Consider the following 14,134-nt stretch of genomic DNA (forward strand, 5'->3'; position numbering starts at 1 on the left):
CTTGTTGGGGGGGGGGGGGGCCGCGCCGCCCCCCCGTTTTTGTACCCTTGTTTCTCCGCCCCCCCGGAGTGTTAAAAAAGGGGGGGGGGGGGTGGGGGCCCGCCCCCCCCCCCCCCACGGCCGGTTCCTGTGTGAGGGAAAGCTACGCGGTGCCGTTGGCGCCGCACTTGACTTTCAGGCGGATGCAGTACGCGACCCGGCGCTCCATCTCGGCCTGCGGCCAGGCGTTGAAGAAGTCGCCGTGCATGGTGAACCCGGCACCCGAGCTGAGCCGGATCCTCGACGGGTCACCGTTCACCGGGTACCGCAGGACCTGCCGCAGCTTGGGCACCGGCACCGGGTGGGTGGACGGGCAGGCGCCGTTGACCGGGTAGGCCATGTGGCTCTTGTGGTCGGCCGAGTCGAGGTCGCGGCCGTTCCAGCACTGCGGGAAGTCGAGGTACGACTCCAGCATCGAGTCGGCCGGGCAGTTGATGAAGTCCTTCCCCGCGCCGGCCTCGTTGTGGTGCAGGCAGGACCAGCGGGAGATGGTGGTCGCGTCGGGTGCCGTCGCTTTGGCGTTGCCGGCGACGATCCGCAGCCCGAAGGGCAGCGGCTGGGTCTGCTCCCGCACGGCGTCGCTGACGCCTTCACCGAGGTAGTAGAACGTGGTGATCACCGGCTCCTTCGCGACCCCGTCCTGGTACAGGGTGGGCACCCAGTACGAGGACTTGTCGACGGCCGGGTTGCAGTTGCTCGGGCCGTTGACCAGGTCGTTCACCGTCGTGTTGCCGTTGGTGACGGTGCTGCCGAAGAAGCTGTGCATGTGCGACGCGCCGGGCAGGCCGGGGAAGACGATCGGGTCGTCCGGCAGCCGGTGGCTGAACGGGCAGTCGGCGAGGAACTCCGCCACCCGGACCGCGCCCGGCGGGATGGTGGTCGGGTTGCCGGTGGGCGTGCTCCCACCGGTCCCGAACACCTGGAACTCCCACAGCGACACGCCGTACTGCGTGGCCCGGCGGGTGGTGTTCAGCTTCACGTACCGGCCGGAGCCGGACACGTTCAGCGTCTGCACGCCGCCGGTGCCGTTGACGGTGGTGTTGATCGTCGTCCATGAGGCGCCGTTGGCCGACGTCTGGACGGTGAAGTCGCGGGCGTACGCGGCCTCCCAGTTCAGCACCACCTTGGTGATCGTGGCGGGTGCGCCCAGGTCGACCTGCAGCCACTGCGGGTCGCTGAACGCGCTCGCCCACCGGGTGCCCCCGTTGCCGTCCACCGCGTTCGCGGCAGCGGCTCCCCCGTTCTCCACGGACGACGCCGTGACCGGCTTCCCCTGCGAGATGGGGATCTCAGCGGCATCTGCGGAGAAGGTGCGGACCGCGGCGTACGTGCCGATCAGTGCGGTGAGCGCCAGCCCGATCGTCAGACGACGGACCGAGCTCCTCCCCAGGACCCGGGCGCTCATGCCATCGCCTCCGCTACGCTCCGGCGCCGGCCTGAGCCGATACTGCGCCCATGGTGAGCGGCTCCTCCGCTCCGCTCCGGCCCGCTCACTTGTAGACCCGCACGTAGTCGACGTACATCCGGGACGGGAACGGCGTGGTGGCGTCGATCGGGCCCGGGAAGTCACCGCCGACCGCGAGGTTGAGGATCAGGTAGAACTGGTGGTCGTACACCCACGGGCCGCGGGTCGTCTCGACCGTGTCCTTGTCGGCGACCAGGATGACCTGGTTGTCGACGCGGAAGGTCATGTGCTTGCTGTCCCACTCCGTCGAGTAGACGTGGTAGTCCAGCGACAGGTCGACCGTGGAGATCTTCTGGCCGTAGCCGCCACCGCCGTTGTAGGCCGGCGCGTGCAGCGTCGAGTAGATCTCGTTGGTGTTCTTGCCGAGGATCTCCATGATGTCGATCTCGCCGTTGTACGGCCAGGGGCGGCCGGTCAGGAAGTCGGTGCCCATCATCCAGAACGCGGGCCAGAGGCCGTTGCCCTTCGGGACCTTGATGCGGGCCTCGACCCGGCCGTACTGGGTGGAGAACTTGTTGCTGGTGTTGATCCGGCCCGAGGTGTAGTCGCGGCCGCCGAGGGTCTGCTTGCGGGCCTCGATGACCAGCGAGCCGCCCTGGATGCTGGTGTTCTCCAGGTTCGTGTAGTACTGGATCTCACCGTTCTGGCCGGTGCCGGGGTCGATCGTCCACTTGGAGGTGTCGACGTTGGTGCCGGTGTTGAACTCGTCGGACCACACCAGGTTCGTCGCCGGGAAGATCGGGTCGGCGGGGTTCGCCGGCGGCTGGACCGGCTGGCCGCCGGTGCCGTACACCTTGAACTCCCACAGCGAGTAGCCGTAGCCGTTGGAGCGCTGCGTGCCGTACATGCGGACGTAGCGGCCGGTGCCGGTGACGTTCAGGGTCTCCTTGAAGCCCTTGCCCGTCGTGGTGGTGTAGATCGGCGTCCAGTTGGCCGCGTCGCTGGAGGTCTGGATCTGGTACGACACGGCGTACGCCGGGTCCCACTGCAGCACGACCTGCTTGATCTGCGCGGTCGCGCCGAGGTCGACGTAGATCCAGCCCGGGTCGACCCAGCCGTTCGTCGGGCTCGTCGCCCAGCGGCTCGCCGGGTCGTTGTCGAACGCCTTGTCCGGCGTGCACGGGTTGCAGTTGGTGTCGTTCTGCGAGGTCGACGCGAAGGCCGGCTTCTTGTAGGACAGCAGCACGCTGGTGCCGGGCTGGCTCGGGCTCTGGCTCGGCTGGCTCGGGCTGCTGCTCGGGGTGTCGTTCGTGGTGGGCGGCGCGCCGGTCACGCGGACCTGGACCTCCCACAGCGAGTAGCCCCACTGGGTGGCGCGGGCGGTGCCGTTGATCCGCACGTACCGGCCGGAGCCGGTGACGGTCAGTTCCTGTACGCCGCCGGTGCCGGTGGTCGTGCCGTAGATCTGCGTCCAGGTGGTGCCGTTGGTGGACGTCTGGATCTGGAAGGCGGACGCGTACGCCGTCTCCCAGTTCAGGGTCACGCCGCAGATGGACTGGGTGCTGCCGAGGTCGACCTGCAGCCACTGGGGGTCGGACGCGGCGCTGGACCAGCGGGTGCCGTTGTTGCCGTCGAACGCGGACGAGGCGGGCGTGCCGGCGTTCTCGGTCGAGGAGGCGGTGGCCGTCTTGCCCTGCGCCACGTTGGTGGTGCCGCAGCCGGTGGGCGCGCTGCCGCCGTACACCTGGAACTCCCACAGCGAGACGCCGTACTGCGTCGCCCGGGCGGTCGTGTTGACCCGCACGTAGCGGCCGGAGCCCGTGACGGTCAGGCTCTGGTTGCCGCCGGTGGAGGTCGTCGTGGCGTAGATCTGCGTCCAGGTGGTGCCGTTGGTGGAGGTCTGGATCTGGTACGCCGTGGCGTACGCGGCCTCCCAGTTCAGGGCGACCCGGGTGATGGTCTGCGTGGATCCGAGGTCGACCTGGATCCACTGGGGGTCGCTGAACGCGCTGGACCAGCGGGTCCCGGTGTTGCCGTCGGTGGCGTTGGAGGCGGGGGAGCCGGCGTTCTCCGTCGACGAGGCGGTGGTGGGCTTGCCCTGCGACAGCAGGGTCTCCGCGGCGTCGGCGCGGGTCACGACCAGGACGATGTAGGTGCACAGCATCGCGGCCACCGCGGTGGCGATGGCACCGGTGCGCATGGCGCGCCGGCCGGTCGTAAATCGTGAGAGACGTCGATGGCCGGGGGCGGGTGCCGACCAGGGCATAGGGAGCTCCATTCGTGTCGCTCGGGTGACCAGTGTGTTACGGGGTGATGAGAGAGCGCTCTCTCATCCGGTCACTGTGAACCCTTGGTCGAGTCGTGTCAATGCTTAGGCAAGAATGGGAGAGCGCTCTCCAAACATCGACTACCAGCAGCTCACAGGCGCTCGACGCTGCGTCGAGCAGTGACAGACCCTGATGCGCCGGGCGCGGGGAGCGCTCTCCCCAGGTCAGCCAGCCGGGCGGCGCATGATCCAGACCGGCAGCCGCCCGTCGACGGTCAGGTGCTCGACGACGTCGAAGCCGGACCGCCGGTACACCTCGACGTTGACGGGATTGGAGGTCTCCAGCAGCGCGGGCAGCCCGTCCTCCGCGGCCTTCCGCAGGGCGGGCGCCATGGCGGCCCGGGCGAGGCGCCGGCCGCGGTGCTCCGGATGGCAGGCGAGGACCCCCAGGTACCAGCGCCGGTGCTTCGGCATCACGGCGGCCACGGCCCGCTCGTACACGGCGAACCGCCCGGCCGGCACGTGACCTGACGGCGGCGCGTCCGGCCCGTCCCACATCGCGACGGCCGCTCCCCCGTCGGCGACCCAGACGGTGCCGTGGCCGACCCGCGAGTCGAAGAGCCCGCCCGCGAGCGCCTCCGCCTCGCTGGGGTAGGTGGCGTCGTCGGGGCAGAAGAAGCGGAACGCGGGGTCGGCGGCGAACGCGGCGACGACGGTGGCGACCACCGCGTCGCGATGGGCCGGGGTCGCTACTTCGACAGCAGGGGTCACGACCAGGTCATACCACGCACCAGCGGCTGGGCGGTCCCTGCGGTCAACGACGCCGTCCCGGCGAAAGGTTGCCCTCCACCTTCTTGAGGTACGCGGCGATCGCGTCGCGGTTGCGCGCCAGGCACGCGATCCGCGCGTCCATCCTGTCGCGTTCGGCCGTCAGCAGCGCGATCAGCTCGTCGCTGGCGTCCGAGACCGTGATCGTGCACGGGTTGTCGGTGCACGGCAGCACCTCCCGGATGACCCGGGTCGGCAGGCCGGCGTCGAGCAGCCCACGGATCTGCTGCACCCGGTCGACGAGGTGTTCGGCGTAGTCGCGGTACCCGTTGTCCTTCCGCTCCGGCGTCAGCAGGCCCTGCTCCTCGTAGTAGCGCAGCAGGCGGGCCGGGATACCCGTCCGGCGGGACAACTCACCTATGCGCATGCTCACTCGCCCTCCGGATCGCTTGACCTTCACATCAGTGTGAACCTCCGATGATCCGGGCATGCCGCTGCTCCTGCTGTCGCTCGCCCAGTTCCTCCTGGCGCTGGACTACTCGATCGTCTACGTGGCGCTGCCCGCGATCGCCGCGGACCTCGACCTGTCGCTGACGGCCGCGCAGTGGGTGGTGAGCGCGTACGCGGTGCCGTTCGCCGGCTTCCTCCTCTTCGGCGGCCGCCTCGCCGACCGGGTCGGCGCTGGCCGGCTCTTCGTCGCGGCGACGGTCGTGTTCGGCGCCGCCTCGATCGCCGGCGGTCTCGCCGGCGACGGCGAGGTGCTGCTGGCCGCCCGCTTCGCCCAGGGTGTCGCCGCCGCGCTGCTGCAGCCGGCGATCCTGGGCCTGCTCGGCACCCTGTTCACCGCTCGGGCCCGGGCCCTGTCCGTCTGGGGTGCCGTCGGTGCCTCGGGTCTCGCCGCGGGTGTCGTACTGGGCGGCGCCCTCACCCGCGTGTCCTGGCGCTGGACCTTCTTCGTCAACGTCCCGGTCACCCTGCTGTGCGCCCTCGGCGGCCTCGTGTGGCTGCTGCGCCCCTCCTCGCGCGGCGGCATGCGGATCCCGCTGCCGGGCGCGCTGCTCGGCACCGGCGCGGCCCTCGCCGCGGTCCTGGCGCTCACCTCCTCGCTGGTGTCCTTCGCCGCCCTGGCGGTGCTGCTCGGCGCCGGCTTCGCCGCGCACGAGCGCCTGTCCCGCACGCCCCTCGTCCCGCGCCCGCTGCGCCGGATCCGCAGCCTGCGGGTGGGCGTGGCGGCGACCGCGCTGTACATGGCGAGCGTCGGATCGGAGTTCTACGTCGTGACCCTGCTCCTGCAGACGTCCCGCGGCTACGCTCCCCTGCGCGCCGGCCTGGCGTTCCTGCCCCTGGCCGCCCTGGTCACGGTGGGCAGCGCCGTGACCGGCCGCGCGGTGCGCCGCTTCGGCTCCCCCGCCGTGCTCTCCGCCGGTTTCGCCCTTGCCGCCCTCGGCCTGGCCTGGCTGGCGCTCTTCGCCGGCGGCCCGTATGCCGGTGGTCTCCTCCCCGGCCTGCTGGTCACCGGCTTCGCCCACGGCGTCGTCTACACCGCGATGTTCGTCCTCGGCGCCCGCGACGTCCCAGCGGCACACCAGTCCTCGGCGGGCGCCGTCCTGACCACGTCGCAGTACCTGGCCGGTGCGGTGACGATCGCCGTGCTCACCCTGGTCCTCACCGGCGGCTCGTTCGCCTGGGCCTTCGCCCTGACCGCCGCGGCCGCGGCGGCGGGAGCCCTGATCGCCGCCGCCGGCGCACCGCGCACCCTCGGCGACGCCGTGCCTGGATGACGCCGCCGTGGTGCCTCCGCGGGCCGCGCTGAGCGACACTGATGTGGTGATCGACCTCGATGCGCCCGGACCGGTGCGGCCGGCGACGGCCCGCCGCCCCCGGTGGTTGCCGGGGTTGCTCCTCGTGCTGCTGCTGTTCCTGCCCGGCAACGGGCCGATGACGGCGGGCTCCTCGGGCGGGCCGCCTCCCCCGACGGTCGTGCTGGAGGGCGACGGGATCGGCGACCTGCGCGCCGACGGCGACACCCTCGTCCTGCTGATGCGCACGGCCGTCGCGGCGTACCGGATGCCGGGCGGTGCCCGCCGCTGGAGCGTCCCGGTCGAGCCCGGCACGCGTCTGCTGGCTGCGTCGCACGGCCGCGTGGTGCTGTCCGTCGAGGCACCGTCGGCCGCCCTCGTCGGCCTCGACGCCGCCACGGGCGCCGAGGTCTGGCGGCGCGACGGGTCCGTGGCGTCGCCGCCGTCCGGTGAGGGCCCGCCGGGGCTGCTCCTCGCCCGCGCCGACGGTGTGATCGACGGGCGCCTGCTCGCCCTCGACATCGGCACCGGCGCGGTCCGCTGGCAGCTCGGCACGCCCTCGTTCCGCCGCGTGCTGGCACCGTCCGGTGGCCGGCGGGAGATCGCCGACCTCGACCCCGGCGGCACCCTGCTCATCCGCGACGCCGGCTCGGCCGCGGTGGTGCGGACGGTCGAGCTGCCCGGCCTCGGCCCGGTCGACGGCTTCGACATCGCCGGCGACCGCCTGCTCGTCTACCGCTTCGAACGCAGCACGTTGCTGGACAGCGCCGTGTACGACCTGGCGACGGGCCGCCGCCTGTGGCAGCACACCGGTATGACGGCGGCCGGTGGCCTGTGGTGGTGCGGCGCCCTGCTGTGCACCGGCAGCGTCGGCCGGACCACGGTGGTGGACCCCGACACCGGCGACCCACGGTGGAGCATCACGGGCTGGACCGACCTCGGCCCGTTCGGCGACGGCCTCATGTGGGCGACCGAACCCACCCCGGACACCGCCGACCCGTCCCTCGGCGCCGTAGTGCTGGACGCCACCACCGGCCGGGTCGTGCGCCGCTTCGGCCCGTGGGACGTCGTCGCCGCGCTGCCGGGCCACGCCGCCCTGGTGACCGGCCGCAACCCCGGCGGCTCGCTCGTCGCCCGCCTCGACCTCACCACCGGCACGGTGACGGTCCTGGGCCGCACGGAGCACTGGCCCGCCCCGCCGAAGTGCCTCGCCACCGCCACGCTGCTGGCCTGCCACCGCGAGCGGGTGTCGGTCTGGCAGCTGTGACGCCGCCCCCGCCGGCCACCAGCGCCGCAGACCGCTCCCGTAGATGGAACTTCTCCGGTTCACCAGCAAGATGCGCGCGGCCGATCAGCGGCTCTCTTCGTGGCTGCGGATGTACGCCTCGATCTCTTCGTCGGTCAGTGGCCGGAAGTAGTCGTACGGCGCGACGGAGACGCCCTCGCAGACCAGGCGGGGATCGTCTTCCGTGGCCGCAGGGTCCAGGTCCCGCGCGCTCATCGACGCCATCGAGAAGATCGCGAAGCCCGGCTCGAAGCGAAAGCCGATGTCGATCGGCTCGTAACGGTGACCCTTGGCCGCCAGGTGGGACACCGCGGCGTCGAGGAAGCGGAAGGTCAGCTGCACCCCGTCGAAGAAGGCCTCCTCACCGCCGCTGTCGGAGTACACGATCTCGACCACCTCGACGAGACATGGGCTCCTTGCGTACACCTCGCTGCCGGAACGACCGAGGGTGAACGGGACTACCGATGCGGCGCTCCACATCCACGCGGCGCTCGCCGATCTTCGCCAGCGCCACACCCTCGCCGGGCGAGATCTCCATCCCGGCAAATTGTGTCAGCCGTTCCGCACGCCCATCGGCTCCGGCGGACGGCGGACCGCCACGCCGGTGGGGCAAGGCGTGGCGGTCCGGAAAGAGCGGTCAGGCGGTGTATTCCTTCTTGTCGCCGGCCCACTGGGTGTGGAAGGAGCCGTCGCGGTCGGTGCGGCGGTACGTGTGGGCGCCGAAGTTGTCGCGCAGGCCCTGGATCAGGGCGGCGGGCAGGCGCTCGGCGCGCAGGCCGTCGAAGTAGGCCAGCGAGGACGAGAACGCGGGGGTGGGGATGCCGGCCTGGGCGGCGGCGACCACGACGCGGCGCCAGGAGGGGACGCCGGAGTTCACGGCGTCGGCGAAGTACGGGGCGACCATGAGGCTCTTCAGCGACGGGTTCTCGTCGTAGGCCTCGCGGATGCGGTTGAGGAACCGGGCGCGGATGATGCAGCCGCCGCGCCAGATGGTGGACACGGCGCCGCGGTCGATGTCCCAGCCGAACTCGGCGCTGCCGGCCTCGATGTGGTCGAAGCCCTGCGCGTACGCCACGATCTTCGAGGCGTAGAGGGCGAGCCGCACGTCCTCGATGAACTGGTCGCGGTCCTCCACCACCAGGCCACCGGTGGAGGAGGGGAAGGCCGCCCGGGCCGCGGCGCGCTGGTCGGCGTGGCCGGACAGGGAGCGGGCGAAGGTGGCCTCGGCGATGCCGGTGATCGGCACGCCCAGGTCGAGGGCGCTCTGCACGGTCCAGCGGCCGGTGCCCTTCTGCTCGGCCTGGTCCAGGACGATGTCCACGAAGGCCTGGCCGGTCTCGGCGTCGACGTGGCCGAGGACGTCCGCGGTGATCTCGATGAGGAAGGACTCGAGGTCGCCGGTGTTCCAGGTGCGGAAGATGTCGGCGATCTCGGCCGGGGTGGCGCCGATGCCGGCGCGGAGCAGGTCGTAGGCCTCCGCGATGAGCTGCATGTCGGCGTACTCGATGCCGTTGTGGACCATCTTCACGAAGTGGCCGGCGCCGTCGGGGCCGATGTGCACGCAGCAGGGGGTGCCGTCGACGACCGCGGCGATCTTCTCGAACATGGGGCCGAGGGTCTGGTACGACTCGGGCGAGCCACCCGGCATGATCGACGGGCCGAGCAGGGCGCCCTCCTCGCCGCCGGAGACGCCGGTGCCGACGAAGTGCAGGTTGTGCTCGCGCAGCGCCTGCTCGCGGCGGCGGGTGTCGGCGAAGTGGGCGTTGCCCGCGTCGACGATCATGTCGCCGGGCTCCAGGAGCGGGATCAGCTCGTCGATGACGGCGTCGGTCGGGCCGCCGGCCTTGACCATGATGATGACGGCCCGCGGGCGGGCCAGGGACGCGACGAAGTCGGCCATCGACTCGCTCGGCACGAACGTGCCCTCGTGCCCGAACTCGTCCACGAGGCGGCGGGTCCGCTCGTAGGAGCGGTTGTGCACGGCGACGGTGTAACCGTTGCGGGCCAGGTTGCGGGCCAGGTTACGTCCCATCACCGCGAGACCGGTCACGCCGATTTGAGCAAGGTCGGACATCGGAACCTCTCCAGTCAAAGACGATCTCGCCCCGACCGGCGATCACTACCCCGTGATCACGGTTCGAAGCGCGCGTCGGACCAGGCTACCCGCCTGCTGTTGCGCCTCAGCACGGCACGGGCGGTGGTTTCCAGAATCCAGGGGCCGCGGACGGTGTCGCGCTCGTACCCCAGCAGCCGCCCCCAGACGCCGCGGACGACGATCAGGGCGACCACCTCGGTGCCCTCCACCTCGAGGTCAGCGACTTTTCCGGACTGGCCGTCCGGCAGCTGGACCCGGCGGCCGATGAGGTCACTCGCCCGCATCGGAGGCTCCCGGGATGCGTCCCACCACGTGGTCACGGAGCCACTGCTCCAGCAGCGGCTCGGACAGCAGCTCGCGCCGGACGGTGAGCTTCACGGCGCCGTCATGGGAGGCGACCAGATCCCACGGGATGCGCAGCGGGTCCGGGTTCTCGGCGGGGTGGACGCGACCGGCGACACCGCTGATCCAGTCGCCGAGCCTGCCGCCCATCCGGCGGCCGAGCGCCTGCGGCCCCGACAGCAGGGCGGCGACGTGCGGTACACCGTCCACCACCGTCAACTCGACGTCGTCGACCTTCCCGACGGCCTCTCCGGCCAGGTCCACGATCTGGCGGTCGAGGAGCTCGAACCCCACGAGGAGCATCGTCAGCCTCCCATTCCGGTCATGACCGTCAGCGGGATCGCGGCGACGGCGACCACGAGGATGATGATCAGATAGAGCACCCCGAGGAGGTTGCCGAACCTGCCGTTGGTGTGTTCGCCCATGTACTGACGGTCGTTGGCGACGACGAGGATCGGCAGGTAGGTCAGGGGCAGGACGACCGCGCTGAACACCAGGGTCGTCTCGGTGAGCAGGACGGGGTCGATCGTGGTGGCGAGCGCGGCCACGCCGAGCAGCACGCTGACGAGGACCACCACGTGGAAGCGGGCCGCCTCGCGGGGCTTGAGCCGCTTGCCCCACGACCAGCCGAAGTACTGCGCGACGGTGTAGCCGGCGGACAGCCCGGTCTCCATCGCGGCGCCGAACGTGGCGGCGAAAAAGCCGAGGATCGCCACGGCGAGGCCGAGCTTGCCCAGCGCGAGCGCGACCGGCAGCGCCGTCTGCCCGAGGTCCTCGATGCGCACGCCGACCGGGTGGAAGACCACGGTGGCGGTCGCCATCAACGCCAGCGACAGCAGGCCGCCGAGCGGGAACCCGATGAACACGTTCGCCCTGGTGACGGCCAGGTCCTTGGCGGTCCAGCGCTCCTCGACGCCGCCGGAGGAGAAGAAGAACACCTCGTACGGCGTCAGCCCGGCGGCGAACAGCGCGACGCCCGCGAACGCGTACGTCCCCCAGTTCTCCTGGCCGGACGGCGCCGGGGTCCGGGCCTGGTGCCAGAGCTCCGCCCAGTCGGTCGGCAGCTTCAGCAGCGCGATCACGAACACGACGAGGGTGAGTCCGAGCAGGCCGAAGACCCGCTCGATCGTCTCGAACCTCACCCGCCACAGCACGACCCAGGCCACGAACGCGGCGATCGGCACGATGAGCAGGTAGTGCACGCTGGTGGCGAGCTCGACGGCGAGCGCGACGCCGCCGATCTCGGCGCCGAGGGTGAGGACGGTGACCAGGTACGACCCGGCGAGGTTGAGCAGCCCGACGCGCGGCCCGAGCCGCTCGCGGACGAGGTCGAACACGGGCCGGCCGCTGACCGCGGCGACCCGGCCGGCCATCTCCGCGTACACGCAGATGCCGAGGACGCTGACGAACACGACCCAGGCGAGGGACATGCCGAAGCGGGAGCCGGCCTCGGAGTTGGCGACCAGGTCGCCGATGTCGACGAACCCGCCGATCGCGGTGAGGATGCCGAGGGTGATCGCGAAGAACTTCTTCACGCGTGCCGGTCCAGGAACGCTGTGAGGCGCTCGGTGAGCGCGGGCAGCGCCCCGACCTCGGTGGGTTCGGTGGCGGTGTCGCCGAGGCGCCGCATGCTCTCGGTGAGCATCGGGTCGAGCTCGTCGCGCAGCGCGCGCATGTCGTCGTCCGGCGGCGGCAGCTGGTCGAACTTGCTGATCAGCGTGGCGGTGCGCTTGGTGCCGCCGTCGAGCAGGACGGTCACGTAGAGCGTCGTCACCCGGCCCTCCCGCAGCGCGGTGCCGGCGAGATACGCGGTCTCGAGGGCGTCGTGCGCCGACTGGGCGGCCTCGACCGCCGTCGCCCGGAACTCGTGCCGGTCCGGCGGCTGGGTCGAGGCGTACGCACCCCAGCCGAGGACCAGGGTGAGGACCACGGCGACGATGACCAGCCCGCGTCGCATGAGGCGGTGGTACCCCTCACCCGCGGCGGGTCAAACACCCCGGCAAAACGGTCCAACCAGGTCGTAACCCGCGATGGCGGCGCAACGTTGGACGAAGGTGCACACCGACGAGCCGCCGACCACCCGCGTGCTGTACCTCGCCGGGTGGGGCCGCAGCGGCAGCACCCTCGCGGAGGGGATGCTGGACCAGGTCCCCGGCCTCGTCGGCGTCGGCGAGATCAAGTTCCTCTGGGAGCGCGGCCTGCTGCAGAACCGGCGGTGCAGCTGCGGCACGCCGCTGCGCTCGTGCGAGTTCTGGGTCGAGGTCCTGCGCGAGGCGTTCGGCCGCATCCCGGACGACAACGAGCTGCGCGAGCTCGACGGGGCGTCCCGCCGTTTCCGGACCCGGCACCTGCCGGGGCTGGTGCTGCGCCCGACGCGGCCGCCCGGCGCGGACGACCTGCGCTGGTACTACCAGGCCCTCGCGGACCTGTACCGGGCCGTGGCGAAAGTCAGCGGCGCCGACGTCGTCGTCGACTCCTCGAAGTTCCCGTCCTACCTGACGGCGCTGCTGCAGGCGCCCGGCCTGGACGTGCGGGTGGCGCACATCGTCCGCGACCCGCGGGCCGTCGCCTACTCGTGGCAGCGGCACAAGAAGGACCCGGACGCGCCGAACGGCGAGCTGATGCCCCGCATGCACCCGGCGTCCACGGCGCTGTACTGGTCGGCGTGGAACCTCGCGACGGAGCGGATCGCCCGCCGGGCGGGCCTGCCGTACCTGCGGTTCCGGTACGAGGATCTGGTCGCCGCGCCGGACGCGACGCTGCGGGCCGTCACCCGGCTCAGCGGCGTCCCGGCCGCGACGGTGCCGGTCGGCGACCGCGGCGAGCTGTTCGTGCGCCCCACCCACCAGGTCTCCGGCAACCCCGTCCGGTTCCGGTCCGGGCCGGTCCGCCTGCGGCTCGACGACGAGTGGACGACGGGGATGGCGACGCGGCACCGGCGGCTGACCGGGGCCTTCACCGTGCCGTTGCGGCGCCGGTACGGGTACCGCGACTCCTAACATCCGCGCCCTGCCCGCCGATGCTTCCGTTGTGTGGCGCGGGTTGATCGTCACCGCCGTCACGCTGGTCTCGCTGGTCGGCGGGGGCACCGTGGCGTGGCGGCACTACGAGGGCACCGTCGACCAGGTCGACCTGCTCGGCGAGGCGGCGCGGGACCGCCCGCCCCCTCGGCGGATCACCATCGAGACGGCGCCCCGGTTGACCGCGCCGCCGGCGTCGGAGCAGCCGGGCCGCAACATCCTGCTCGTCGGGATCGACGCCCGGCCCGGTGAGGACCAGGCCGGTGCCCGCGCCGACTCGATCATCGTGGTGCACGTGTCGGCGCGCGGCGACCGGGCCTGGCTGGTGTCGCTGCCGCGGGACACGCGCGTCGAGATCCCCGGGCACGGCACCGACAAGCTCAACGCCGCGTTCGCCGCCGGGTCGCAGGGCGGCGGCGGGCGGGCCGGCGGGTTCGAGCTGCTCGCCACCACCGTGCGGCGCCTCACCGGCCTCGCCTTCGACGCCGGCGCGATCATCGACTTCGCCGGGCTGCGGCGGGTCGTGGACGCGGTCGGCGGTGTCGACCTGTGCGTCGACGTGAGGACCGTGTCCGTGCACATCGGGTGGGACGCGCAGGGCCGGCAGACCGCGCCGTTCCGCCTGATCCCGCCGACGTTCCGCCCCGAGCGGATTCCCGGCGTCAGGCCGCAGGTGTACGAGGTGGGCTGCCGCCACTTCGCCGGCTGGGAGGCCCTCGACTACGTGCGGCAGCGGGAGCTGCTGCCGGACGGCGACTACGGCCGGCAGCGCCACCAGCAGCAGCTGCTCACCGCGCTCGCGCACCGGGTCACCTCCGCCGGCGTGCTGGGCAACCCCCTGGCGATCGACCGGACGCTGACGGCGGTCGGCGAGTCGCTGACCTTCGACGGCAACGGGCGGTCGGTCACCGACTGGGTGCTCCAGCTGCGCGGGCTGCGCCCCGCAGCGGTGACGATGCTGCGGACCAACGGCGGGAAGTTCAACGCCGCGACCCGCAACGGCACGGCGTTCGAGCAGCTCGACCCCGTGACGCTCGACCTGTTCGCCGCGGCCTGCTCGGACACTCTGGATGCCTTCGCGCTCCAGCACCCGGACTGGGTGATCCCCTCCTGAC

Annotated in this window: 14 protein-coding genes; 4 read left to right on the plus strand and 10 right to left on the minus strand. The window is 72.0% G+C overall.

The features are described 5' to 3' along the window. Nucleotides 1-142 precede the first annotated feature (142 nt). From ACFY3L_RS20695 to ACFY3L_RS20710, 4 genes are all read right to left on the minus strand, one after another. Nucleotides 143-1,444 (minus strand): DUF1996 domain-containing protein, encoded by a 1,302-nt coding sequence (locus ACFY3L_RS20695; RefSeq protein ID WP_389326124.1) that lies wholly within the window; start codon nt 1,442-1,444, stop codon nt 143-145. Between the two features lie 85 nt (nt 1,445-1,529). Next, nucleotides 1,530-3,644 carry a discoidin domain-containing protein gene (locus ACFY3L_RS20700; protein ID WP_389326127.1) on the minus strand — a complete coding sequence of 705 codons (2,115 nt, stop codon included), beginning with the start codon at nt 3,642-3,644 and terminating at the stop codon, nt 1,530-1,532. Nucleotides 3,645-3,935: 291 nt separating this feature from the next. Then, entirely contained in the window at nt 3,936-4,481 is a 546-nt protein-coding gene (locus ACFY3L_RS20705) for a GNAT family N-acetyltransferase (protein WP_389326130.1), read from the minus strand. Nucleotides 4,482-4,524: 43 nt separating this feature from the next. Further along, nucleotides 4,525-4,905 (minus strand): MerR family transcriptional regulator, encoded by a 381-nt coding sequence (locus ACFY3L_RS20710; RefSeq protein WP_389327336.1) that lies wholly within the window; start codon nt 4,903-4,905, stop codon nt 4,525-4,527. A gap of 61 nt (nt 4,906-4,966) precedes the next feature. Here ACFY3L_RS20710 and ACFY3L_RS20715 point away from each other — a divergent pair, with 61 nt between their 5' ends. Both ACFY3L_RS20715 and ACFY3L_RS20720 read left to right on the plus strand, forming a co-directional pair. Further along, entirely contained in the window at nt 4,967-6,259 is a 1,293-nt protein-coding gene (locus tag ACFY3L_RS20715; RefSeq protein WP_389326133.1) for an MFS transporter, read from the plus strand. 46 nt (nt 6,260-6,305) lie between these two features. Continuing rightward, nucleotides 6,306-7,544 carry a PQQ-binding-like beta-propeller repeat protein gene (locus tag ACFY3L_RS20720; RefSeq protein WP_389326136.1) on the plus strand — a complete coding sequence of 413 codons (1,239 nt, stop codon included), beginning with the start codon at nt 6,306-6,308 and terminating at the stop codon, nt 7,542-7,544. 84 nt (nt 7,545-7,628) lie between these two features. On the opposite strand, the gene ACFY3L_RS20725 is transcribed toward ACFY3L_RS20720, so the two are convergent. From ACFY3L_RS20725 to ACFY3L_RS20750, 6 genes are all read right to left on the minus strand, one after another. Further along, nucleotides 7,629-7,958: a hypothetical protein gene (locus tag ACFY3L_RS20725; RefSeq protein ID WP_389326139.1), complete on the minus strand. Its 330-nt coding sequence runs from the start codon at nt 7,956-7,958 to the stop codon at nt 7,629-7,631. 241 nt (nt 7,959-8,199) lie between these two features. Beyond that, on the minus strand, nt 8,200-9,636 hold the full coding sequence (gene gndA / locus ACFY3L_RS20730; RefSeq protein WP_389326142.1) for an NADP-dependent phosphogluconate dehydrogenase: 1,437 nt from the start codon (nt 9,634-9,636) through the stop codon (nt 8,200-8,202). 56 nt (nt 9,637-9,692) lie between these two features. After that, nucleotides 9,693-9,941 carry a PRC-barrel domain-containing protein gene (locus tag ACFY3L_RS20735; protein ID WP_389326145.1) on the minus strand — a complete coding sequence of 83 codons (249 nt, stop codon included), beginning with the start codon at nt 9,939-9,941 and terminating at the stop codon, nt 9,693-9,695. Beyond that, the gene (locus tag ACFY3L_RS20740) at nt 9,928-10,302 is read right to left on the minus strand and encodes a hypothetical protein (protein ID WP_389326148.1); all 375 of its coding nucleotides are present in this window, start codon (nt 10,300-10,302) and stop codon (nt 9,928-9,930) included. The genes ACFY3L_RS20735 and ACFY3L_RS20740 overlap by 14 nt, the downstream gene beginning before the upstream one ends. A 2-nt stretch (nt 10,303-10,304) precedes the next feature. After that, the gene (locus ACFY3L_RS20745; protein ID WP_389326151.1) at nt 10,305-11,534 is read right to left on the minus strand and encodes an NRAMP family divalent metal transporter; all 1,230 of its coding nucleotides are present in this window, start codon (nt 11,532-11,534) and stop codon (nt 10,305-10,307) included. Then, nucleotides 11,531-11,956, minus strand: a complete 426-nt coding sequence (locus ACFY3L_RS20750) for a hypothetical protein (RefSeq protein ID WP_389326154.1) — start codon at nt 11,954-11,956, stop codon at nt 11,531-11,533. The genes ACFY3L_RS20745 and ACFY3L_RS20750 overlap by 4 nt, the downstream gene beginning before the upstream one ends. Nucleotides 11,957-12,029: 73 nt before the next feature. On the opposite strand from ACFY3L_RS20750, the gene ACFY3L_RS20755 reads away from it, so the two are divergent. Beyond that, nucleotides 12,030-12,998 (plus strand): sulfotransferase, encoded by a 969-nt coding sequence (locus tag ACFY3L_RS20755; protein ID WP_389326157.1) that lies wholly within the window; start codon nt 12,030-12,032, stop codon nt 12,996-12,998. 31 nt (nt 12,999-13,029) lie between these two features. Next, nucleotides 13,030-14,133, plus strand: coding sequence for an LCP family protein (locus tag ACFY3L_RS20760; RefSeq protein ID WP_389326160.1), 1,104 nt, complete (start codon nt 13,030-13,032; stop codon nt 14,131-14,133). Nucleotide 14,134: the final 1 nt, after the last annotated feature.

Origin of the sequence: Dactylosporangium sp. NPDC000521, from assembly GCF_042898305.1 — a bacterium.
In the GTDB taxonomy this organism is placed as follows: domain Bacteria; phylum Actinomycetota; class Actinomycetes; order Mycobacteriales; family Micromonosporaceae; genus Dactylosporangium.